Annotated in this window: 20 protein-coding genes; 16 read left to right on the top strand and 4 right to left on the bottom strand. The window is 48.7% G+C overall.

Going from position 1 to position 22,120, the window contains the following annotated elements:
- Nucleotides 1-4 precede the first annotated feature (4 nt).
- Nucleotides 5-1,267 carry an O-antigen ligase family protein gene (locus ODZ53_RS16195; protein WP_372678311.1) on the bottom strand — a complete coding sequence of 421 codons (1,263 nt, stop codon included), beginning with the start codon at nucleotides 1,265-1,267 and terminating at the stop codon, nucleotides 5-7.
- A gap of 188 nt (nucleotides 1,268-1,455) precedes the next feature.
- Between ODZ53_RS16195 and murJ the strand changes: the two genes are divergently transcribed.
- Nucleotides 1,456-2,982, top strand: coding sequence for a murein biosynthesis integral membrane protein MurJ (gene murJ, locus ODZ53_RS16190; RefSeq protein ID WP_372678309.1), 1,527 nt, complete (start codon nucleotides 1,456-1,458; stop codon nucleotides 2,980-2,982).
- Here the strand turns inward: murJ and ODZ53_RS16185 are convergent.
- Nucleotides 2,957-4,333, bottom strand: a complete 1,377-nt coding sequence (locus ODZ53_RS16185; RefSeq protein ID WP_372678307.1) for a phenylacetate--CoA ligase family protein — start codon at nucleotides 4,331-4,333, stop codon at nucleotides 2,957-2,959. The two genes, murJ and ODZ53_RS16185, sit on opposite strands and share 26 nt — an antisense overlap.
- Before the next feature lie 204 nt (nucleotides 4,334-4,537).
- Here ODZ53_RS16185 and ODZ53_RS16180 point away from each other — a divergent pair, with 204 nt between their 5' ends.
- Nucleotides 4,538-6,190: a putative polysaccharide biosynthesis protein gene (locus ODZ53_RS16180; protein WP_372678305.1), complete on the top strand. Its 1,653-nt coding sequence runs from the start codon at nucleotides 4,538-4,540 to the stop codon at nucleotides 6,188-6,190.
- Nucleotides 6,191-6,247: 57 nt separating this feature from the next.
- Here the strand turns inward: ODZ53_RS16180 and ODZ53_RS16175 are convergent, their stop codons facing one another.
- Together ODZ53_RS16175 and csaB are read right to left on the bottom strand one after the other, a co-directional pair.
- Complete coding sequence (locus ODZ53_RS16175) at nucleotides 6,248-7,099, bottom strand: class I SAM-dependent methyltransferase (RefSeq protein WP_372678303.1); 852 nt, start codon at nucleotides 7,097-7,099, stop codon at nucleotides 6,248-6,250.
- A 24-nt stretch (nucleotides 7,100-7,123) separates the two neighbouring features.
- The gene (csaB, locus tag ODZ53_RS16170; RefSeq protein WP_372678301.1) at nucleotides 7,124-8,221 is read right to left on the bottom strand and encodes a polysaccharide pyruvyl transferase CsaB; all 1,098 of its coding nucleotides are present in this window, start codon (nucleotides 8,219-8,221) and stop codon (nucleotides 7,124-7,126) included.
- 430 nt (nucleotides 8,222-8,651) lie between these two features.
- On the opposite strand from csaB, the gene ODZ53_RS16165 reads away from it, so the two are divergent.
- The 14 genes from ODZ53_RS16165 (at nucleotide 8,652) to ODZ53_RS16100 (ending at nucleotide 22,120) form a co-directional block, all read left to right on the top strand.
- Complete coding sequence (locus ODZ53_RS16165) at nucleotides 8,652-9,575, top strand: 50S ribosomal protein L11 methyltransferase (protein WP_372678299.1); 924 nt, start codon at nucleotides 8,652-8,654, stop codon at nucleotides 9,573-9,575.
- Nucleotides 9,576-9,640: 65 nt separating this feature from the next.
- Nucleotides 9,641-10,816 (top strand): acetyl-CoA C-acetyltransferase, encoded by a 1,176-nt coding sequence (locus ODZ53_RS16160; RefSeq protein WP_372678297.1) that lies wholly within the window; start codon nucleotides 9,641-9,643, stop codon nucleotides 10,814-10,816.
- A 54-nt stretch (nucleotides 10,817-10,870) separates the two neighbouring features.
- On the top strand, nucleotides 10,871-11,860 hold the full coding sequence (locus ODZ53_RS16155; RefSeq protein ID WP_372678295.1) for an LCP family protein: 990 nt from the start codon (nucleotides 10,871-10,873) through the stop codon (nucleotides 11,858-11,860).
- A gap of 200 nt (nucleotides 11,861-12,060) precedes the next feature.
- Nucleotides 12,061-13,761 carry an AMP-binding protein gene (locus ODZ53_RS16150; protein WP_372678293.1) on the top strand — a complete coding sequence of 567 codons (1,701 nt, stop codon included), beginning with the start codon at nucleotides 12,061-12,063 and terminating at the stop codon, nucleotides 13,759-13,761.
- A 151-nt stretch (nucleotides 13,762-13,912) separates the two neighbouring features.
- Complete coding sequence (locus ODZ53_RS16145; RefSeq protein WP_372678291.1) at nucleotides 13,913-14,503, top strand: fatty acid metabolism transcriptional regulator FadR; 591 nt, start codon at nucleotides 13,913-13,915, stop codon at nucleotides 14,501-14,503.
- A 118-nt stretch (nucleotides 14,504-14,621) separates the two neighbouring features.
- Nucleotides 14,622-15,395 carry an enoyl-CoA hydratase gene (locus tag ODZ53_RS16140; RefSeq protein ID WP_372678289.1) on the top strand — a complete coding sequence of 258 codons (774 nt, stop codon included), beginning with the start codon at nucleotides 14,622-14,624 and terminating at the stop codon, nucleotides 15,393-15,395.
- A gap of 52 nt (nucleotides 15,396-15,447) precedes the next feature.
- The gene (locus tag ODZ53_RS16135; protein WP_372678287.1) at nucleotides 15,448-16,215 is read left to right on the top strand and encodes an electron transfer flavoprotein subunit beta/FixA family protein; all 768 of its coding nucleotides are present in this window, start codon (nucleotides 15,448-15,450) and stop codon (nucleotides 16,213-16,215) included.
- 20 nt (nucleotides 16,216-16,235) lie between these two features.
- Nucleotides 16,236-17,195, top strand: a complete 960-nt coding sequence (locus ODZ53_RS16130) for an electron transfer flavoprotein subunit alpha/FixB family protein (RefSeq protein ID WP_012685393.1) — start codon at nucleotides 16,236-16,238, stop codon at nucleotides 17,193-17,195.
- A gap of 76 nt (nucleotides 17,196-17,271) precedes the next feature.
- On the top strand, nucleotides 17,272-17,535 hold the full coding sequence (locus ODZ53_RS16125; RefSeq protein WP_372678285.1) for a hypothetical protein: 264 nt from the start codon (nucleotides 17,272-17,274) through the stop codon (nucleotides 17,533-17,535).
- Nucleotides 17,536-17,675: 140 nt separating this feature from the next.
- The gene (gene trxA / locus ODZ53_RS16120) at nucleotides 17,676-17,993 is read left to right on the top strand and encodes a thioredoxin (protein ID WP_007722428.1); all 318 of its coding nucleotides are present in this window, start codon (nucleotides 17,676-17,678) and stop codon (nucleotides 17,991-17,993) included.
- Between the two features lie 185 nt (nucleotides 17,994-18,178).
- Complete coding sequence (locus ODZ53_RS16115; protein WP_372678282.1) at nucleotides 18,179-19,366, top strand: ABC transporter substrate-binding protein; 1,188 nt, start codon at nucleotides 18,179-18,181, stop codon at nucleotides 19,364-19,366.
- Between the two features lie 147 nt (nucleotides 19,367-19,513).
- A complete protein-coding gene (locus ODZ53_RS16110) occupies nucleotides 19,514-20,380 on the top strand; it encodes a branched-chain amino acid ABC transporter permease (RefSeq protein WP_199929127.1) in 867 nt (288 codons plus the stop codon).
- A gap of 5 nt (nucleotides 20,381-20,385) precedes the next feature.
- Complete coding sequence (locus ODZ53_RS16105; RefSeq protein WP_064200947.1) at nucleotides 20,386-21,357, top strand: branched-chain amino acid ABC transporter permease; 972 nt, start codon at nucleotides 20,386-20,388, stop codon at nucleotides 21,355-21,357.
- A gap of 1 nt (nucleotide 21,358) precedes the next feature.
- Complete coding sequence (locus ODZ53_RS16100; protein ID WP_372678280.1) at nucleotides 21,359-22,120, top strand: ABC transporter ATP-binding protein; 762 nt, start codon at nucleotides 21,359-21,361, stop codon at nucleotides 22,118-22,120.

Raw genomic sequence — 22,120 nt, 5'->3', positions numbered from 1 at the left:
GCCCTCACCACCTTTTATTTTGTGTCTGGTCGACGAATAATGCGCAGAGGAAGCCGCCAAACAGCCAGAAATAGAGGGCCACGAACGGCACCTCGAAAATGTTTTCCACGAGGTTATGGGTAGCTACCGCGATTAATCCACCGAGCAGTCCGAGAATCGCAAAAAAGTGTGGCGAACCCTGGATGTTGCGGATGAGCCCAGCTCCGTATTTGAACATACTGATCACGGTTCCGATCAACAGGATGATCCCGATCAGACCGTATTCCGCCAAACTTTTAAAGAAGTAGCTGTCTGAATAAATGGTACCGAAATGGCGAGCTGCAACTGCTCCGCCGTGATGACCAAGTCCGACACCGAACAATGGCTCGATACGCATATTGTCGTATGCTTTTCCCCAGCGCCCGATGCGACCACCTTCACTGCTAGATGCGAAATATTCAGGTGTAAAGAGCGTGAAAATGCGATCTTTTACTTTTCCGACAAGCGGAACTGAATCAGGAACGAAGAACAGGGCTACAACCCCGATAATCCCTGCGATCACCAAATATCCTGCTACTCGTTTGTTCCAGATGTAGAAGCAAACGAACACGGCAAAGGCAAGCGCGAACCAGGCACCGCGGGACCCGGTTAAGAGCAAAGCAAGCACGGTGGTCAGTGCAACAATGGCCCAAATCAATTTTTGCTTGAGAGTAGTAGCTGTCATGAACAGACCAGCGGCGATCGGTGTAACCAACGCCATATAGCTGCCCAATACGTTCGGGCTCGTTACGAAGGAGAATGCACGCGTTGTAACTGCCTCCCCTTCCTGCACCCATGATTCAGGTGTTTTGACGCCCACGATGACTTGCAAGACACCATACAGTGCCGCTACGAAACCAACCAGCACAAGTACCTTCATGAACTTGTTCAGGTCTTCCATCGACTTCAGTAAATAGAAGCCCATGAAAAAGGCGAGGATGTACTGGTAGACAGAGCGGAATCCTTCCACAGTCGCTTCCCAGTTCGCCATGTCTGTCACCATGATGGCAACACCCAGGACGAAAAAGGCTCCCAGCCAATGTTTGATTCCAGGCATCGTTCTGTTTGATTGCAAAAAGGCTCCAAACGTAAACAGCATCAGAACGATGAGCAGTGCTTCATCCCACAAAGAAGATATGACTGGAATCGGTAGAATCTGTCGCAAGACGTAATCAATTACTGGATAGGCCAACAGCAAATACAACCATGTAGTTGATTGGCTTCCCCACTTCAACACGGTTTCTCTCATTTTTATTGTAGTCCTCCTACAGGTAGGGATTAACCTACCTATTATAATGAATCTGGCAACCCGGTAGCAAGCCGGGGGAAAGAGGTTGGTAGGAACGGTAGAAATAAGATATGATAACTAGGTAGTTTGAGGGGTTAGAACCAAGCCTGGAACGTAGGGTTTCAAATAGGGATAGGAGAAAAGTGGACATGAGTTTGTTAAAAATTGCTTCCATGATTGTCGTGCTGACTCTCGTTGGAAGGCTTCTGGGCTTTTTTCGCAGTGTGTATGTATCCAACTTGTACGGTACTGGCATGGAGGCAGATGCGTTTAATATCGCGGCAACGATCCCGCTGACGCTGTTCTTGGTCATACCGGGAGCGGTCAATGCTGTACTGATTCCGACCATGCGCGGCATGATGGAAAAAGGAGAGCGGACGACTGACCTCTATCAGAAGATGCTCACGATCATTTTGAGTATATTCGTTGCTCTGTCTGTCTTAGGAGTTGTCTTTTCTTATCAGCTTGCTGCAATGTTTGGACTGACAGGTGAGAAGCTTGAACTCACGGCTAGCATGCTGCAATGGATGTGGCCATCAGCTATTTTCATCGGCTTAACAGGGCTGTGGTCGAGTATTTGTAATGCTCACCAACATTTCTTTACACCGACGCTCGGTACGGTAGCCAATGGTGCTTTGGTAATTGTCAGCATGTATGTGCTCGTTCCGATGTATGGACCCATTGGTTTGGCGATGGCTACGACAATCGGTTACCTGGCTGCATTGTTGCCGATTCTCCCGACTTTGCGCGGATTCGGTTATCAGCAGCGCTTCTCCTTCGCTTGGAGTGAGGACGCTGCTCTCAAAGGCATGGGCGAGCGAGTCATTCCGATTTTAATTGGTGCAGTTGTTGCTCAGGCGACTACCTTTTTGGAGCGAGGCTTCGCGGAAGGGCTTGGAACGGGTGTCGTTTCCGCTCTCGCCAATGCGAATCAGATCATGCAATTGCCTCTGGCTATTTTTGTCGGGGCGTTTACGCTGCCGTTATTCCCACTGTTGGCTAGTCATGTCAAGCGGGGGGAAATGACGGAGATGAAGCAAATCCTGCAAAAGGGACTTGCCTATCTCCTCATTTTGCTTCTGCCTGTGACAGTTGGACTTGCGTTATACGCAGAGCCGATCATCCGACTAGCTTTTGAGCGCGGTGCGTTCGATGAGCATTCTGTCGCTTTAACAGCGTGGGCACTACCGTTTTACGGCGTGGGACTTTTCTTTTTAGCGTCGAGAGACTTGCTGACTCGCGCCTTTTATGCACTGGAAAACACGAAGACACCCGTTATAATCGGGGCGATTGGGATCGGTGTGTATGCCCTTGCCAACTGGTTGCTCATTCCGCTGCTTGGTCATGGCGGAATTGCTCTCGCCAATGCGGTTTCAGCCATTAGTCAAGCGCTTCTGCTGTTTATTTTGCTGTGGAGGGCAGTAGGCAGCCCTGTACGAGCGAATTTCCTCATGACTACGGGGAAAACCATTCTGGGCTGCGCAGTCATGGCTGGTGCTATTTTGTTCGTCGATCCATGGTTATCTGTATTGCCTGTCTGGTTGTACTTGCCGCTAGGAATTATGGGTGCAGCTCTTTTATATCTTGTTGTGCTCATTTTGGTTCGCGAGCCACTTGTGTCAGAGCTGCTGCAAAAAATACGCAAGCGGTCTACTCCAGCGGGGGGGCGCTCGTAAGCGGGAATTCCCGGATGGCATAACGAGTCTTACCTGAGCTAACGGGGGGAATGGTCTCCACATAAGAAACGTGGATACTCACTTGACCTAACGCCGCGCGAATTCCTGCCAAAAGCTTGGCTTCATCGGCAGGCAAAAAACGTTCGGGCTCCTTCACCAGTCGCAGGCTCAGACGCTCCGGCTCGTGCTGGACGATCTGGAAGGTACGAAAGCTGTCCATATTGCGAACGATGTGATTAAAATAATGTCCGTGCACGTACTGTCCGTTTCGTGATAGGAACATGTCGTCTTCTCTGCCGTCGATCGAAGCAAGAAGTGGAAATGGGAGATTGCATGAGCAGGCTGAATCAGAAAGCGCGGCGACATCTCCTATTTGGTAGCGCAGGCGAGGCATGACAGTATTGTGCAGGTCTGTGACAAGTAGTGCTCCTGGGTGTCCATTGTTGAGGGGAATATGCGTAATTGGATCGACTACCTCCAAATAACAGTTCCCGGAAAAGGCATGCATGCTCCCTGCTTTGCATTGATAGGCGATAATTCCACCGTCACGAGCGCCGTATTCATTCACAACAGGCGCATCAAAAGCCTGGACAATCGTTTGGCGTTGGTGTTCGTGCAGGCTTTCTGCTGTAGAGACCACGGCTTTGAGCGGGATTCCCAGTGTCATGCCGCGTCGTAGCATCATCATGGCGAGGGTATGCAGCGCGGAGGCGTACCCGTATAAATAGGCTGGTCGGAATTCCCGGATGAGGCGCAGGTTTGCTTCCAAATGTCTTTCGTCCAATTCATAGGCAGAAATCATCATGCGGTTTTTTAACCAGCGTTCCTTCCAGCGGTAGCGGCGAGCTTGCTGGGCGTTTAATTCGAGTGGAGAGCCCCAAATCATCACACATGGGTCACCAATGCGAATACCGTACCAGGATAGCCCCAGCCACCGTGCAGCTTCATATCGCTCGACAGTTGGACGATCGAGGTAAAAATGGGTAGGTTCACCCGTGGAGCCTCCCGTTCGATTTCCAATGAGCCTGCTTGTTTGTAGGCCCTGGCTCAAATATTGATCAGCGTTTTGCCGAAAGTGTGTTTTGGTCAGAACAGGAATCCGCTGCAAAAAACGTTCAGGCATGTCGCGCATTTTACTCCAATCTGGGGCGAAGGCGGTGTAGGCTGGTACATTTTGTAGCGCATGATCGAGTAGTTTCACCAGCTTTTCTCGCTGCTGCACGGTAAGCGCTTCGGCAGATAGACGTTGTGTTGCTTGCAATTCTTTCATGTAAGGACGGATGCGATTTCCTTTCAAAGCCTCCATTAACGGCCACTGTACATGGCTGATCAAAAATCCGGTTATGGGCATAATATCCTCTCCTACTCATAGATCACACAGGCAGATGATTAAAAAAAATCAATGGAATCTGTTTTTCACCAGTATTCCTGCGAAATTCCATCGATATACCTGTTTGCTGGAAGAGGGAAATGATAGTAGGATAGAGAGTGGGTTCATGTCGATTGGTGCTGCCCCACGGGTATCCAGTCAAAGAGACAAATAAAGGAGTTACCCATGTTGAAAAAAAGTCATTTTCTCGCGGGAGCGTTGATCTTAGCCATAGCGGGGATTTTGTCAAAAGTTATCGGGATGTTCTATCGAATTCCGCTTCAGGAGATAGTAGGCGACAGAGGTCTCGGACTCTATCAGGAAGTATATCCTCTCTACCTGACCTTTCTTATATTGGCGACTGCAGGTGTGCCAGTAGCGTTGTCGAGAGTGATTGCAGAGGCATTAGCTGAAGGAAAACAAGGCTCTATTGGACAGATTTTGGCCCGTAGCATGGTCATGATGGGCGCCATCGGACTTGTCTTGTTTGGGCTCCTGTACGCCAGCTCTCCACTCATCGCAAAGCTTATGGGGAATCCGCATTTGATTGAGCCGATCCGAGCGATTTCCATGTCGCTGCTGTTCGTTCCCTTGATTGCGGTTATTCGCGGCTTTTTCTACGGCCATCAAAAAATGTTGTTTGTCGGGCTCTCGCAAATCGTAGAGCAGACCTTGCGTGTCGTATTTATTTTGGTAGCTTCCCTGTATCTCGTGTCACTCGGTGAAGATACGGATACCGTGATTACCGGAGTCAACTTCGGTACGATGATCAGTACGTTTTTGAGTCTCGGGTTTCTAGCGTTACTCATGTGGCTCCACAATCGGAAAAATTCAGTATTTGGCGGGGCTGAGTGGCGGAGCCTTACTTGGTGGTATGATCGTGCTTTCTTCGCCTCGATGTGGCGAATTGCCTGGCCGATTTGTATCAGCGCCTTAGTTATCCCGATTTTCAGCTTGACGGATTCCTTTCTGGCGATTAACATCTTCCGCTATATATGGAATGTGGACGGCTTGACGGCGGATACGTGGTTTGGCATTTACAGCAGGGGAGGACCACTTCTGCAAATGGCGAGCTTGTTCGGATCATCGATTGCCCTCTCGATCGTCCCTGCCATTGCCGAAGCGATCAGACAAAAGGATCAGGAGCGGATTACGACCTTGACCAAGCTCTCCCTGCGTTTTGCTTGGCTAATCGGTCTACCAGCCGGTCTGGGACTGACAGCTGTAGCTGAAGGGGCGAATCTGGCGTTGTATGGCGATATGGAGGGCACGCGTGCAATGGCGATTTTAGGCATCACCGCGATCCCGCTTTCCTTGTTGCTGGCTACAAACGGTATTTTGCAAGGGATCGGCAAAGAAAAAATCCCTGCACGTCATCTGCTGTATGGGGTTATTGTGAAGGTACTGGCGACACTCGTGTTTACCTCGATGTTCGGTATGGACGGCTTGTCCTTGTCTTGGCTGGTTGCGACTGCATTTGTCTGCGTACTGAATATGCGAGTCATCAACTGTTACGTATCGATTCCGATTAACTGGCGCTTCGATACCATTTATCCGTTACTGGTGGCTAACCTCATGCTGATTCTGGCTTGGGGAGCGACAGAGGCAGTTGATTTCCTGTTCAGGGGAAGAGAACCAGTACGCATGTTGGGAGCGATAGAGACTGTCGCTGGAGTCGGTGTAGGACTCATCGTGTACTTGGGACTGCTCATCCTTATTCCACTCATTGAGGACAAGGAGTTGGATTGGCTGCCTGGCGGAAACAAGCTGCGCACTTTTATCCAATTCATTCGGAGGAAACAGGCTTCTTCATTAAAGTCCAATACGAATAACGATTAAACCAATCACAAAACCCCTTTCTCCACAAACGGAGGAAGGGGTTTTATATGGTCCTTCTTATTTCGCTTTTTGATAAACACAGACGACCATTTTTACGAAAAATTCACGGGTAGCGGGCAATTTTGCCAAGGTCTGCAACTGATTGCGCAACGGAATCTCTCGCTGGTAAACCGCAGGCTGAACCACACCTTGTTGAATTTTTCGAAATCGCTTGATCGTCATGCGATTGATGTACGAGATCGTATCTCTACCATCAGGAAGCTTGTCGAAGCGAAAAGCAATCCGGTCAGAACCGTCTGGCAAGTCGCGGACTAGCTGTTTATAGGCGTCAATCAAGGCTTGCTCCGAGAAGAGAGCATGCACCCAAGGAATGCCGATCGCATCTGACAAATGAGCACCGTATGGATGATAATACGGCGGAAAATTGATGTAGAGATGCCCGCCAGGCTTTAAGACCCGAAAGCATTCCTCCAGCGTTTTTTCCGGTTCGCCTACGTGCTCCATCGCGTCATTCATGATGATCGTATCGAACGTGTTATCCGGGAAGTCCATTCTCGCGGCATCACCAGTCATGAAAGAGACAAGATGATCCAGTCCTTTTTTCTTCGCGAATTCATTTCCTTCGTCCGAGTAGTGGGGGACGATGTCAATGCCGATCATTTTTTTCGGTCCATAGGTGGTGTAATAACAGGTTTTTCCACCGCCGCCACAGCCGATGTCCAAAACCGTTTTGTCACGGAACATTTGCTCCTGTGAATGGAAGGGGAGGAAAAACTGAATCGTTTGATCCCCTTTTTGAAATTGCCATTCTGTATAGCTCATTTCCCCGTTGTTTGCCAGATTAAATGGGTGAACGGGGAGAGGAAATAATCGATTTAAACGAAGTAACACTTGTGAAGAAAAGGACATGATGTCCTCCTTTCCAGGTCAGCCTTATTTGCGCAGCGCCTGCAAAACAAGTTCACTGCTTTTGGAAGCTTCGATCGCTAACAGATGGGAATGCTTCGTTACCACATCAATTTCGTGATCGAGGTTGTCCAGTTTTTCAGCGAGCAAGGTCAAAAGTGTAGTTTCATCGAGTTCAGTAATATGACCAGCATTGGGCATTCCAGCGCGTTCAACGAATCGATCGATTTTCGGATCGTAGGAGATACCGATAAAAGGGATTCGCAGCATGCACGCAAGAATAAGTGAATGAAGCCGCATTCCAACGACGTAGTTGCATTGCTTCAGTACCGACATAATGTCATGAAAAGTCACGGGTGCATCGAGAAGACGTGCTCCTGGTTGGCTCATCTGGTCCATGATTTCCTGAGACGGTGCCAAATCACTAGGGACATGCATCGGCAGGAAGAGAACATTCCATCCGCGCATGATAAACCAATCTGCTGCCCTGGCTATCTTCTGTTTGAATTGCTGTTCATGCTTCCAGTCCCGGACAGAGATGGCGACCAAAGGCTTGGAAGGATCATCAAACATACCATGGAGCAGCTCTTTTCCCCGTTGATCTGCAATATCGTCAGGGGATATCGTCAGAGCAGGGTCAGCTGTTATATAGATAGGGGCTTTTTTTACGCCGCAGGCTTTGAAGTCCTCCCCTGATTCGTAGTCGCGAACCGTGATGATGTTGACGTGATTCACCACGCGTTTAATCATCGTGCGACTGAGCGATTTAAGGATGGGTCCAAACCCTTGCGCGTAAAAGACCACGGGTTTACCTAAAAGCTTGGCAATGGTGACGATGCCCAAATAGTAGAGGACACTGCGCGGACTGGTTACATCCTGCATCAGTGTACCGCCGCCCATCACCAGCATGTCACTTCGCGAAAGCTCGCGGACGATGGTTCCAAAGCTCCAGCGGTTATAGGCTTCAATCCCGAACAGCTCCGCAGTCCGATCAGGCTGATTGGACAAGACGGCGAGAGAGATATTTGGTTGTTCCCGCTTAAGAGAGCTGATGATGCCGTACAGGACCACATCGTCTCCGGCATTATTAAAGCCGTAGTACCCGGAGATGAGAATTCGCGACATGGAGTGAACCTTCTTTCTATATCAAACGTACAGGAAAAATACATTCTCAAGTATAATCGAGTAAACAAGGGGAAGTAAAGCAACCACAGTAGAAAACTTCCCGCTCCAATTGTTTGGACAGATACAGTGGGTGCAGCACGGTTCGTAGGGTATAATGATGTTGTTCCGACTTACGAGAACATATAGAGGAAACCCATACCGAACATGCCGATGCCAAGAACGATGAGGGCAATCATGACGATAAAAAGTCCCTTGTTTTTACGGCGACGGTAAAAAAATTCGTCAAACATGGTAAGCCTCCCTGCGGTTGTGATAGTCCATTCTACTATCATACCATGTTCTCTATCATCCTTGCCATCTACATATGAGTGAATAGATGTCCGCAAGAATAGGGGCGACTAACAGCAAAAGGGAAGGAGCATTTTTCATCATGGAAAACATGTGGCTCAAATACACATTACTAGTGGAACCAGAAATTGAGGATTTGTTTGTGGCAGAGGTTTTGACCAGCTCCTACACGCTTGGCTGGATCGAACCGCAAATCGAAGTACTGACAACGGAAAACGGATATGATTACGCAGAAAATACGGAAGGTCCACTTGCTGGTTATTTGTTTGAACCCCAGCACGATCGTGAAGAGGAGCATGTAGCTCGCCTGAAGACCTACATTCAGCGGTGGAATGGACAAGTCACGATAAAAGAAGTAGACCTCGTCGCTGAGGAAAATGATTCGTGGAAAGAGGAGTTCCGTGAAGTCAAGATAGGCGATTGGTGGGTGGCACCAACGTGGACGGACCCCGCAGCCTTGGAGTCGGCTCGGCATATCCTATGGATTGATCCAGGTGCAGCCTTCGGAACCGGCTATCATGGGACGACGCAGGACGTACTTTTGTTTTTGCAAGGAATGGATCTGGAGGGTAAACAAGTCATTGATGTAGGAGCTGGCTCAGGAATTCTCTCTTTGTACTGTGCTTTGAATGGAGCGAAGCATCCTGTATGGGCAGTGGACATTAATCCACAAAGCGAGTATCAGGTTCTCGTCAATGCGACCAATAACCACCTTCCTGACCACGCTGTACAAGTCGTCATTGGGGATGCGAGCGAGGACGCAGTGAAGTCCCAATTGCCTGACCAAGCTGATGTCATTCTGGTCAACATCGGGGGCGATGAAAATGTCGCGATGCTTCCGATGATTACGGAGAGAATGGCACCGAAAGGAACTTTGATTCTCTCGGGAATTGTCAAATGGAATCGGGATGCTGTCATCGCTATATTTGAACAAGCAGGCTTCCAAGTAGAAAAAGAAAGTCAACATGACGAATGGGTCACCGTTGTATTGAAAAACATTGCTTAGAACCGCCCTGTAACTTCCGTGTGAGACAATAAAGAAAATAAAGTACTCAATGGAGGGGAAAACAAATGGAGCAGGTTGTCATTGCTGCTGCTGGACGTACGCCAATCGGTACGTTTGGTGGCGTCTTGAAAGATGTAAGCGCTCGCAAGTTGGCAGAAACCGTCATTCGTGGTGTCATGGATCGATCTGGCCTGGAAGCTTCTCAGATCAATGAAGTCATTTTAGGGAATTGCATTCAGCGGACAGATGAACCAAACATAGCGCGAGTGGCAGCATTGGACGCAGGATTGGGAAAAGAAGTGACGGGCTTCACGATACAACGTCAATGTGCGTCCGGCATGCAAGCGATTGTGAGCGGCGCTTCCCAGATCCTTTTAGGTGACAGTGAAATTGTTTTGGCAGGCGGCGTAGAGAGCATGAGCAACGCCCCGTATGTCCTGAAAAATGCGCGCTGGGGCAAACGTTTGACACATGGAGAAATGACCGATGCGATGTGGGAGTTGTTAACAGATCCCCACCATCAAATTCTGATGGGCGAAACGGCAGAACGCCTGGTCGATCGCTATGGGATCACACGTGAGGAGTCGGATGAAATTGCCTTGCGCAGTCAGCAGAATGCGATCCGCGCCATAGACAGCGGTTTGTTTGCCGAGGAAATCATCGGGGTCCCTATTAAAAAACGCACCGAAGAAATCATGGTTACGGAAGACGAATTCCCTCGCAGGGGAGTGACTCTGGAGAGTCTTGCGAAGCTTAGACCCAGTTTTCGTGACAATGGTACAGTGACGCCAGGCAATGCTTCCGGGCTCAACGATGGAGCGTCCGCAGCCGTTTTGATGAAAGAAGGAAAAGCGAGAGAGCTCGGGATCGAACCGCTCGGCAAAATTGTCTCGTGGGCAGTAGCGGGAGTAGAGCCTGATTTGATGGGATATGGACCCGTTCCAGCGGTGAAGCGAGCATTGGCAAAAGCCGGTTTGACGCTCGCGGATATCGAACTGATCGAAGTAAACGAAGCCTTCGCCGCACAATATCTCGCCGTGGAAAAACTGCTGGAGCTGCCGCGGGAAATAACGAATGTGAACGGAAGCGGAATCGCGCTGGGTCACCCTGTCGGTTCTACTGGCTGCCGAATTGTCATAACCTTGCTGCACGAAATGAAGCGTCGAGACCTGAAACGAGGCTTGGCTGCCCTTTGTGTTGGCGGCGGGATGGGTATGGCGATGGTTGTCGAACGCACATAGGTTTAAACGAAGTCTCCCCTGTTAAAAATGGAAGCAAAGGGGGAGGCTTTTGTCATGTTTATAGGGTCATTTTTCAAGCGATATGGAAAACAGATTGCGTTTCACACCTTATCCTGTTTGGCGATCGGGGCGTTGCTGCTGGTTGCCTACAGTGCCTATCAATACAAGCAAATGACCAATCAGTGGTATGCTCCGATTGATGGAGCCAAAGGGAGCGCAAAACAGGCGACTGCATCCCTTCCTCCTCGAGATCTTTTGACAGGAACAGAACCATTGAAGCCTTTCGTCGCCCTGCTTCTTGGCGTGGATAGTCGAGACGGGGAAAGTGCTCGTTCAGATACGATGATGCTTGCGGCGATTCATCCCGGGAAGCAATCCGTCTACCTTCTGGCGATTCCGCGTGACAGCTACATGGAGCTCCCGGGAAAAGGATACGACAAAGTGAACCATGCGATGGCTTTTGGTGGTCCGAAGATGGTGAAAGAGTCACTGGAAAAATTTTTACAAATAAAAATTGATCGGTATATCTCCGTAGATTTCGATGGCTTCCGTCAAATTGTGGATGAGCTGGGCGGTGTCACTGTCGATGTGAAGAAACGTATGAAGTACAGCGATCCGAGCGACGACACATACATCGATATTCAGCCAGGGCTGCAGACTTTATCAGGTGAGCAGGCATTGGATTATGCCCGTTATCGCAAAAGTGATCTTGGCAAGGAAGACAGTGATTACATGCGGATTGACCGGCAGCAGGAGATTCTCAAAGCGTTGGCTTCTAAAGGCACCTCGCTCCAAGGGTATACCAAGGCATTTTCACTCATGGAAATACTGGGTCAGCATGTGAAAACGGACCTCACCGAGCAGGAAATCGCCTCTCTGTTATTGTCCTATGGCGATGGCACTCCGAACGCCATTCAAGCCGATACACTGGTCGGGCAGGATGAGCGCATTTGGCATAATGGAATCGTCGGCTGGTATCATCTCGTCCCCACAACTGAACGGGAAAGAGCACGTCAGCAAATGATCAAGGAAATAACATCGTAAGACACAAAGAGCATAAGGGTAAAGGACACGGCTTTATCAAAGGTCGTGTCCTTTTTTGTCGAATGCTCTTGTCCCGATGGAACGTACATGATTTTAATTGGAAAATTGGATATGTTTCGAATACAATAGTCATTAGGAAGAGATTATGAATGTAGATCATAGGGAGAGGCAAGGCCATTTAAGGGATGGAGGGAATGACCATGTCAAATGCCAAGCCTTGGATTGCCAATTACCCGCCCGAAACTGCGCCGTCATTGGATTACCCCCGTGTTCCTTTGACGCATTTTCTGGAGCAGTCTGCAGCTATGTATCCAGACAGTAACGCGATCTATTTCATGGGAAAAAGCATTACGTATCGAGAGCTTTTGCAGTTGTCATACCAATTTGCCAATGCATTGATCAAGCGCGGTGTAAAGAAAGGTGACCGCGTGGCGATTATGCTGCCAAATACTCCACAAGCCGTCATCAGCTACTACGGGGCGCTTTTTGCAGGCGCAATCGTGGTCATGACCAACCCGTTATATACCGAGCGAGAATTGATTCACCAAATGAACGATTCAGGCGCCGAGACCATCATCACACTGGATTTGTTGTACAAACGTGTTACCCAAGTCCGTGCATCTACCTCACTTCAACGAATCATCATCACAAGCGTTGGCGATTTCCTTCCCTTACTGAAAAAATGGCTCTATCCGTTCGTGCAGAAGAAACAAGGACAAAATCCGCAGGTTACATACAGCGCAGAAATTGAGCCTTTTCTTTCCGTATTAAAAGAAAGCGCTACCAAGCCTGCTGAAGTACCAGTCGATCCGACCCAGGACATCGCGCTCCTCCAGTATACAGGGGGGACAACAGGCGTTGCCAAAGGCGTCATGCTGACGCACGCCAATCTCATTGCAAATGCAGTTCAGTGCCAAGCGGTCCTCTACAAACTGAAAAAGGGAAAAGAACGGATTTTGTGTGTGCTCCCGCTGTTCCACGTGTATGGGATGACTACCGTGATGAACAAAGGGATTTGTATCGCAGCAGAAATTATTCTCGTTCCCAAATTCGACGTGAAGCAAATATTTGAAATGATCGATAAGCGCAAGCCTACTCTTTTCCCAGGGGCACCCACCATGTATATCGGTCTCATCAACCACCCGGACTTGAAAAAGCATGATCTTTCATCGATCGACGCATGTGTCAGTGGATCAGCTCCGTTGCCAATCGAAGTGAAGCTCAAATTTGAGGAGTTGACGGGAGGCAAGCTGGTCGAGGGCTATGGGATGACAGAGGCTTCCCCCGTAACACATTCCAATCCCATTTGGGAAAAAGGCATTACGGGAAGCATCGGGATGCCGTGGCCAGATACGGATTGCCGTATTGTTGACTCGGCCACAGGAGAAGAGATGCCCCAAGGCGAGGTCGGGGAGTTGGCCGTAAAAGGACCCCAAGTTATGCTCGGCTATTGGAATCGCCCAGAGGATACCGCTGCCGTATTAAGGGATGGCTGGTTTTTGACGGGAGATATGGGCTATATGGACGAAAACGGCTATTTCTATATCGTAGATCGCAAAAAAGACATGATTATAGCTGGTGGCTTCAATATTTATCCGCGCGAAGTAGAAGAAGTGCTGTTTGAGCATCCCGCCATCCAGGAGGCAGCAGTCATCGGTGTCCCAGACCCGTACCGGGGCGAAACAGTCAAAGCATACGTCGTTTTCAAGGATGGACAGCTCGTAAGTGAAGAGGATCTGGAATCGCATTGCAGACAGAGACTCGCCGCCTATAAGATTCCGAGACAATACGAGATTCGTACAGATTTGCCCAAAACCATGGTCGGAAAAGTATTGCGTCGCCAATTACAAGAAGAAGACAAGAAGAAAAGGGAAGCCCAGGAAGAAATCAAAACGAGCTAGTAGCTGATGTTTTGAGGCTTGCGATCCCAGGCGGAAAGCGGCCTTTTTTGCTGATCTCTTGCGATTGACAGAGGAATGGCCCTGTATTACACTAATTATGAATGAGTGATCATTCATTTCATCATCAATGTTAGTAAACATGGAGGTAGTTATGGCAAAGAAAACGGGGGAAAAGTATCAAGCCATTATTGATGCTGCTGTTCGAGTAATCGCCAAACAGGGCTATTACAGTGCCCAGGTATCGAAAATTGCGAAAGAGGCGAAGGTAGCGGACGGCACCATATACCTCTATTTTGAAAACAAGGATGATATTTTGATATCACTGTTTAACGAAAAGATGGGCCAGTTTGTGGAGATAAATCGCAAACGCATTTCGGAAGCGACGACCATTGAGCAAAAGCTGTATGTACTCATCCATGCACACTTGAGCCAGCTATCCAAGGACCACGATCTGGCAAAAGTGACGCAAATCGAGCTCCGTCAATCCAGTCCGTTCATTAGTGAAGGAATCGGCAACGTGATGAAGCAGTATTTCAACCTTATTGACGAAGTGATCGTAGAGGGTATGGAGCAGGGCGTATTCCGATCTGATCTTGAGGTGCGGATTACGCGCAAAATGATTTTTGGAACGCTGGACGAAGTGACGACATCTTGGGTGATGAAAGAGTGCAAGTACGACCTTGTCTCTTATGTTGATTCCATTCATAACCTCTTCCTGCATGGTATGAAGGGAAAAGAATGAAAAGAAAAGCTTTTTTTGCATGAAAACGTTTGTTACAATGGAAACAGTAAGACTGAGCGATCGCTCGGAATGAAAAGTAGCTGTTTTTTATATATGGGGAGAGTTTGGGGGGAGAGGAATGGCGTCGCATTGGAATGTAGAAATCGTTGATCGCGTTGCTACGGTTACGATTAGCAACCCGCCTGCTAACGCACTCAGTCAAGCAGTGCTCGGTCAATTGAGTGAACTTTTGGACCAGTGGGAAAATAACGATGAAATCAAAGCGATCGTTTTGACTGGCGAAGGTCGGTTTTTCATTGCAGGAGCGGACATCAAAGAATTTACCCAACTGAATCGGGAAAATGCAGAAGAAATGGCGAAGAAGGGTCAAGCGTTGTTCAATCGCTTGGAAACGTTCCCGAAGCCAATCATTGCAGCAATTAACGGCGCTTGCCTTGGCGGAGGATTGGAGCTTGCATTGGCATGCCATATCCGCTTGGCAGCACCTGAAGCCAAGCTTGGGTTACCAGAGCTGAATCTCGGACTCATTCCTGGCTACGGTGGTACGCAACGTCTACCACGTTTGGTTGGCCGTGGCAAAGCGACACAGATGATTCTCACTTCTGAGATGATCGGTGGCGAGGAAGCATTGCGTATCGGTCTTGTGGAAGCGGTTTATCCCGTAGAGCAATTGCTTGCAGAAGCACAAAAGCTGGCGGCTGTTTTCGCGAGTAAGAGCGCGATAACCCTGAAGCTTGCCCTAGCGTCCATCCATAACACAACGGAGCTTTCGTTATCACAAGGCTTGGAGCGGGAAGCAAAGCTCTTTGGCGATGCTTTCGCGACGGAGGACGTAAAAGAAGGCGTGACTGCATTTCTCGAAAAGCGCAAGCCGCAATTCGCAGATCGGTAGTTAAGCATATAGCTTCACAAGTATGAGGTACCACTAAGGAGGAGGCATCCTGATGAATATCGTGGTTGTGTTGAAACAGACGTTTGACACAGAAGAAAAAATCGTCATCCAAAATGGACAAATTTCCGAAGATGGCGTTGAATTCATCATTAATCCCTACGATGAGTACGCTGTGGAAGAGGCAATCAAGCTCAAGGAAGAGCACGGCGGCGAAGTAACCGTGATCAGCGTCGGCCCAGATCGTGCGGAAACTGCCCTGCGCACTGCTTTGGCTATGGGCGCAGACAAGGCTGTTCTGGTGGATGACGAGTCTCTGTTCGGAGACGAATTCACAATCGCCAAAGTATTGGCTGCAGTAGCGAAAAAGGTTGGCTTCGATATCATCATTGGTGGACAAATGGCTGTAGACTCCGGGGCTGGCCAAGGCGGTCCTCGTCTTGCAGAAGAGCTGGGAATTAACCATGTATCGACTGCTGTGAAGCTAGAGGTGGACGGGACGAACGTACGCGTAGAGCGCGATGTAGAAGGGGACCTGGAAGTCGTGGAGACGAGCCTTCCTGTTTTGATTACGGCTCAGCAAGGACTCAACGAGCCGCGCTATCCTTCTCTCCCAGGTATCATGAAAGCAAAGAAAAAACCTTTGGATAGACTCGGCGCAGACGATTTGGGAATTACTGCGGATGAGGTAAAAGCAAAGACAGAAATCGTCGATCAGACATTGCCTCCGAAAAAGCAGGCGGGCCGCATTCTCTCTGGCGAATTGGCAGCTCAAACGTCGGAATTGGTGCAACTGTTGCGCAATGAAGCGAAAGTGATCTAAGCGAGAGGGAGAGGATATCCATGAAAAAAGTACTTGTATTGGCAGAAGTACGTGACGGACAACTTCGCAACGTGTCGCTGGAAGCATTGACTGCAGCACAAGCATTGGCTGAGGGCGGCGAAATTGTAGCAGGTGTATTCGGAGCAGATGCAGCAACGCATGCAGTGACATTGGGTCAGCATGGTGCGAGCACGGTGTATACGGCTGATCATACAGCGTTGGCACAATACACGCCAGATGCGTATGTGCAGGCACTTACGCAGTTGATTGAGCTGGCTTCTCCAGATGCGGTTGTTTTGGGTCACACCGCGATCGGTCGTGACATCGCACCTCGCGTAGCAGCGAGACTTGGTTTTGGTCTGGTTTCGGACGTAACCGGTGTTGAAGCAGGCCCAGTATTTATTCGCCCGATCTATGCCGGAAAGGCGACGCAAACACGCAAATTCGTTGATGGAACAACATTTATTACGATTCGTCCAAACAACATTGCCATCGGCGCAGCTGACCCTTCGAAAACGGCAGTGGTGGTTCCAGTTGAATTGGAAATCAAGGATTTGCGCACCATCGTAAAAGAAGTTGTACGAAAAACAAGCGGCAAAGTAGACCTTTCCGAAGCGAAAGTCGTGATTTCCGGAGGACGTGGCGTGAAGAGTGCAGATGGCTTCCAGCCGTTATACGATCTGGCGGAAGTGCTCGGTGCAGCTGTTGGTGCATCTCGTGGAGCTTGCGACGCAGACTATTGCGACTACTCCATGCAGATCGGACAGACAGGTAAGGTTGTTACACCTGATTTGTATATCGCATGCGGAATTTCCGGAGCGATTCAGCACTTGGCTGGTATGTCCAGCTCGAAAGTCATTGTTGCCATCAACAAAGATCCAGAAGCGCCAATCTTCCAAGTGGCTGATTACGGTATCGTAGGTGACTTGTTCGAAGTGCTGCCATTGCTGACGGCTGAGTTCAAAAAAGTATTGGTGTAACAGAAAGACGGTAACAAAGCGCTCCTTTTGGGGGCGCATTTTTTTGTATAATAGCCGATAAGGAGAGGTGATCGGGTTGAATGAAGAGATTTTGCAACAACTGATACACATGGTTGCTGAGAATAATCAAATCACAAAAGAAATTAAGCAAGAACTTCGAGAATTTAAAGAAGAGATGTACGCATTTCGCATTGAGATGTTCGGTTCTCGGGACGATGCTACGCGCTTAGGAAGATTGGAACGCCAAAATAAACATATCGATGCAGACCTTGACCTGCTGCATGGGAAAGTTAGTGACCACGAACGGGAGATCAACCGGCTCAAACAAGTTGGGCAATAAGGTGCGGACAGACTGGACAGACTAAAGAGAGAAGTGCAGGGCAAAGTGTGGAGCGGCGTAGTCAATTTGTTGTTTGAATGATATACTGATAACCGTTAGGAACCTTTATTTAGTAATTGAAATTCAAGGAGGTAACTTCTATGGCAATTGTAAATGCTACCGACCAAAACTTTTCCCAGGAAGTAGAGCAAGGCGGTACAGTCCTGGTTGACTTCTGGGCTCCATGGTGCGGCCCTTGCAAAATGATCGCTCCTGTACTGGAGCAAATCGACGGTGAAGTGGGCTCCCAGCTCAAAATCGTTAAAGTAAACGTGGATGACAACCCAGATTCTGCTGGTCGTTTTGGCGTGATGTCCATCCCAACCCTGATCGTATTCAAAGACGGTCAACCAGTTGACAAAGTGATTGGCTTCCAACCAAAAGAAGCGCTCATGGCAACTGTAGGCAAACATCTGTAAGAGCAATTCAACGACTGAAGCGGCATAGATATGTGCCGCTTTTTTATTATGTTTGAATACTGGAATTCTGAGCGATCGTTTGTCAAAAAATTAAGTTTACTTGAGCGAAAATAATTGCGTTTTTAGAGTACTTTGATTAAACTTCATATATTCAATTTATTTCGAAAATAGAGGGGGCTTTTCTAATGAAAGGATTTCATTTGATGCGCTCGCTGGCGGTAATCTCGCTAGGGGCGGTATTGATGGTCGGATGTTCGAGCGGAGGAAATACAAGTGCTCCTGCAGCAGGAGAAGGTGGCTCTGGACAAGCAGCTAGCGCCGACGGACAAGAGATACAAGCAAAAATCGGTGTCGTTGGTTTCCTTTCAGGATCTGGTGCAGCATATGGAGAAGCGCAAAAAGCAGGATTGGAGCTGGCGTTGGGCGAGCTGAATGAAGCCAACAAAGGAAAGCTCAAGATCGAACTGAAGTTTGAAGACTCCGCAGGAGAAAAAGAAGGCGCGATTAATGCAGTAAATAAACTGATTAATCAGGATAATGTCGTGGCGATCATCGGACCGACACTTTCAGGTGAAATGTTTGCAGCAGGACCAGTTGCAAACGAGGCGGAAACTCCGATTTTTGGTATCTCCAACACGTCAGAAGGAATCAATGATATCGGGGAGTATGTGTTCCGAAATTCTTTGCCTGAGTCCATTGCAATCCCGACAGCTATGAAAGCAGCCGTGGAGAAAAATGGCTTGAAAAAAGTAGCACTCATCCATGCATCCAACGATGACTTCTCCGTGAATGGTTACAAGGTCATGAAAGCAACCGCAGAAAAGCTGGGCTTGGAAATTACTGCTGAAGCGACTTTTGCAAATGGCGATGTGGACTTCTCGGCGCAGTTGACCAAGCTGAAGCAAACAAACCCGGATGCTTTGCTTGTGTCCGCTTTGTACAAAGAAGGCTCCATGGTTGTGAAAAAAGCACGTGAGTTGGGCTTTACGGGGACTATTCTTGGTGGTAATGGTTTCAATAATCCGAAAGTTTTTGAAATTGCAGGACCAGCAGCAGAGGGCTTGATCGTTGCCACTCCATTCAGCCCTGAAAAGAAGGATGATAAAGTACAAGCCTTTGTAAAAGCATTCGAAGCCAAATACAACAAAAAGCCTGACCAGTTCGCTGCCCAAGCATACGACTCACTGTACATCATGTCGCAGTCACTGCTTGCCGCAGGAAAAGCAGATCGCGAAGTGTTGCGCGGACAATTGGCTCAGCTGAAAGACTTCACAGGTGTATCCGGTAAACTGTCTTTTGACGAGAAACGCAATCCGATTGGTGATGCGGTGGTCGTTGTCGCAAAAGAAGGCAAATTTGTCCCGTTTGAATAGGATCGTGCCCGGGGTCGCTCCGGGCTTCTTTTTCTATCGGTTATCTCGCTGGATCAGAAAGTATCAGATGATATTTTCGCTTGCTGATCCAGCGAGAATAACTCAATCATCGTTGGATGGTAACCACTTGACAGTGAGGTGAGGCATTTGTTTTGGCAGCAATTAGTCAACGGTTTGACAGTTGGTAGCACTTATTCATTGATTGCATTGGGTTATACGCTCATTTTTGGTGTCTTGGGAATCATAAATATGGCTCACGGCCAAATTTTTATTTTTGGATCACTAGTTGGCTTGGTACTGATGACCAGCCTGAATATGCCTTTAGGGGTAGCGCTGATCGTAGCAATCGTCATATCTGCCATTTTGGGTCTCGTGCTGGAGTATATAGCGCTTCGCCCTCTTCGTAAGAAAAATGTACCCCATCTGGCATCCTTGATCAGTACGATCGGATTTGCCATTTTAATGGAGGAGGCTATGCACAAGTTTTTCGGTGCTGACTCCCGTGCGTTCCCGCAATCCTTTGGGGACACCACCTATGACTTGGGGCTCATTCAAATTCGCAGCGTCGATCTCGTTATTTTGGGGATTTCTGTGTTGTTGATGTTCGTTCTGCATTTCTGGATTCAAAAAACGAAAATGGGAAAAGCCATTCGCGCGACGGCTGAAAATGCGGATACAGCAAATATTTTGGGGATTAACACAAATATGGTCATTGTCGTGACCGTCATGCTTGCTTCGGCGCTGGGAGGCGTCGCCGGCATATTGATCGGGATGGCGTACTCTGCTCTCATTCCGACGATGGGAATGACGCTTGGCTTCAAAGGTTTGGCGGTCTTGATTTTAGGCGGTGTAGGCAGCATTCCCGGGGCTATGGTGTGCGGCGTGTTGCTCGGGATTATCGAGGTGTTTACCGTCGCATACGGAGACTCGTCGTATCGGGATGCGGTTGCTTTTGGCTTGATCATTCTCATTTTGCTCTTGAAGCCGGAAGGACTATTTGGACGCAAAGCGTAAGGGAGGTGCAGACATTGGACATTCTCAATCCATATAACTTACAGGTACTGACTTTTATCTTGTTAAACAGTATTTTGGCGATCAGTATTTACATTACGCTCTCGACGGGCCAGCTTTCCTTGGGACATGCGGGCTTTATGAGCATTGGTGCTTTTACGGCGAGTATTTTGACGAAGCAAGCGGACATGCCGCTGTTTATTGCCATCATCATCGGAGGACTGGTGGCAGGGCTGATTGCACTGTTGATCGGTGCTCCGACATTGAAGCTCCACGGCCTGTATCTGGCAATTGCCACGCTTGGCTTTGGTGAAGTGATTCGCGTTATTTTTCTCAATATGGAGATGACAAATGGCGCTCTCGGATTGACCGGACTTCAATCCATTGGCAATTACTTGTACGATTTTGAAAAAGCAATGGGGGTAAAAGCACAAACCTTTGGCATTTCGGTCATGCAAATGAAGTCATTATCGACCTTTGTGTTTATGCTGCTCCTGTTTGCCTTCGTTCTTTTTCTGACGCTGCGTCTGAACCGTTCGCGTCTGGGGCGAGCTTTTGAAGCGATCAAAGCGGATGAAACGGCAGCACGAGCAATGGGATTGCAAGTCAACTATTATAAAATGCTTGCATTTGTGATCGGTTCCATTTTGGCTGGTGTATGTGGAGGATTGTTCGCCCACATTACGACGACGATTACGCCTGATGATTTTAACTATCATAAAGTAGTCGAAATCTTGTCCTATGCCGTTATTGGCGGCAGTGAAGTGGTTTGGGGGCCGCTGTTCGGTGCCTTTGTTTTGACAGCACTGCCGGAGGTGCTGCGTGGTTTGGCCGAGTACAAAATGCTCATGTACGGTTTGATCATGGTCGGTGTAATGGCGTTCCGCCCGCATGGCTTGATTGGTGCCGACACGTTCCAAAAGCTGTTCAAGCGTCGTCGGGGCAAGTCATCCGACAAGGAAGCGAAGGGGGGAGTATAAGATGTTGCTGGAACTTGCGAACGTAGGAAAAAGCTTTGGCGGCATCACCGCTCTTCGTGACGTTTCTTTTACTGTTGGAGAGGGTGAGATTGTCGGCTTGATTGGTCCGAATGGTGCGGGGAAAACGACCATTTTCAATATGGCAACAGGCATATTCGAACCAACGACGGGAACCTTTACTTTTGCCGGACAGAAGCTAAATGGAATGGCGCCTAACAAAATTACCGAAATGGGGATTGCAAGGACGTTCCAAAATATTCGCTTATTCGGTCACATGAGTGCGTTGGACAACGTGAAGGTAGGATGTCATTCGCGCATGAAGGCCGGCTTCTGGGCTTCCCTTTTGAAAACATCGGGACAACGTGCGGAAGAAAAGGCGGTGACCAAAAAAGCAGAGGAGCTCCTCGAATTCGTAGGTTTGTCTGACATTGCTAACGTCCGCTCGGATACATTGGCGTACGGTCAACAACGGCGTTTGGAGATTGCACGGGCACTGGCTACTGAACCAAAACTCTTGCTATTGGACGAGCCTGCTGCCGGAATGATCGAGACCGAGACGAAAGCACTCATGGAGCTGGTCAAAAAAATTCGCGATGACGGAACGACTGTCCTGTTGGTCGAGCACGATATGGGATTGGTCATGAATCTGTGTGAAAAGGTCGTATGCATCAACTTTGGGGTCAAAATTGCTGACGGCACACCAGCAGAGGTACAAAACAATCCAGATGTGATTGAAGCCTACCTCGGCAAGGAGGACGAATAA

This window comes from Brevibacillus sp. BD137 (genome assembly GCF_041644655.1).
Taxonomy (GTDB): Bacteria; Bacillota; Bacilli; order Brevibacillales; family Brevibacillaceae; genus Brevibacillus; species Brevibacillus brevis_D.
The sequence above is the reverse complement of the archived record's forward strand: the minus strand, read 5'-3'. Positions and strand labels throughout refer to the sequence as shown.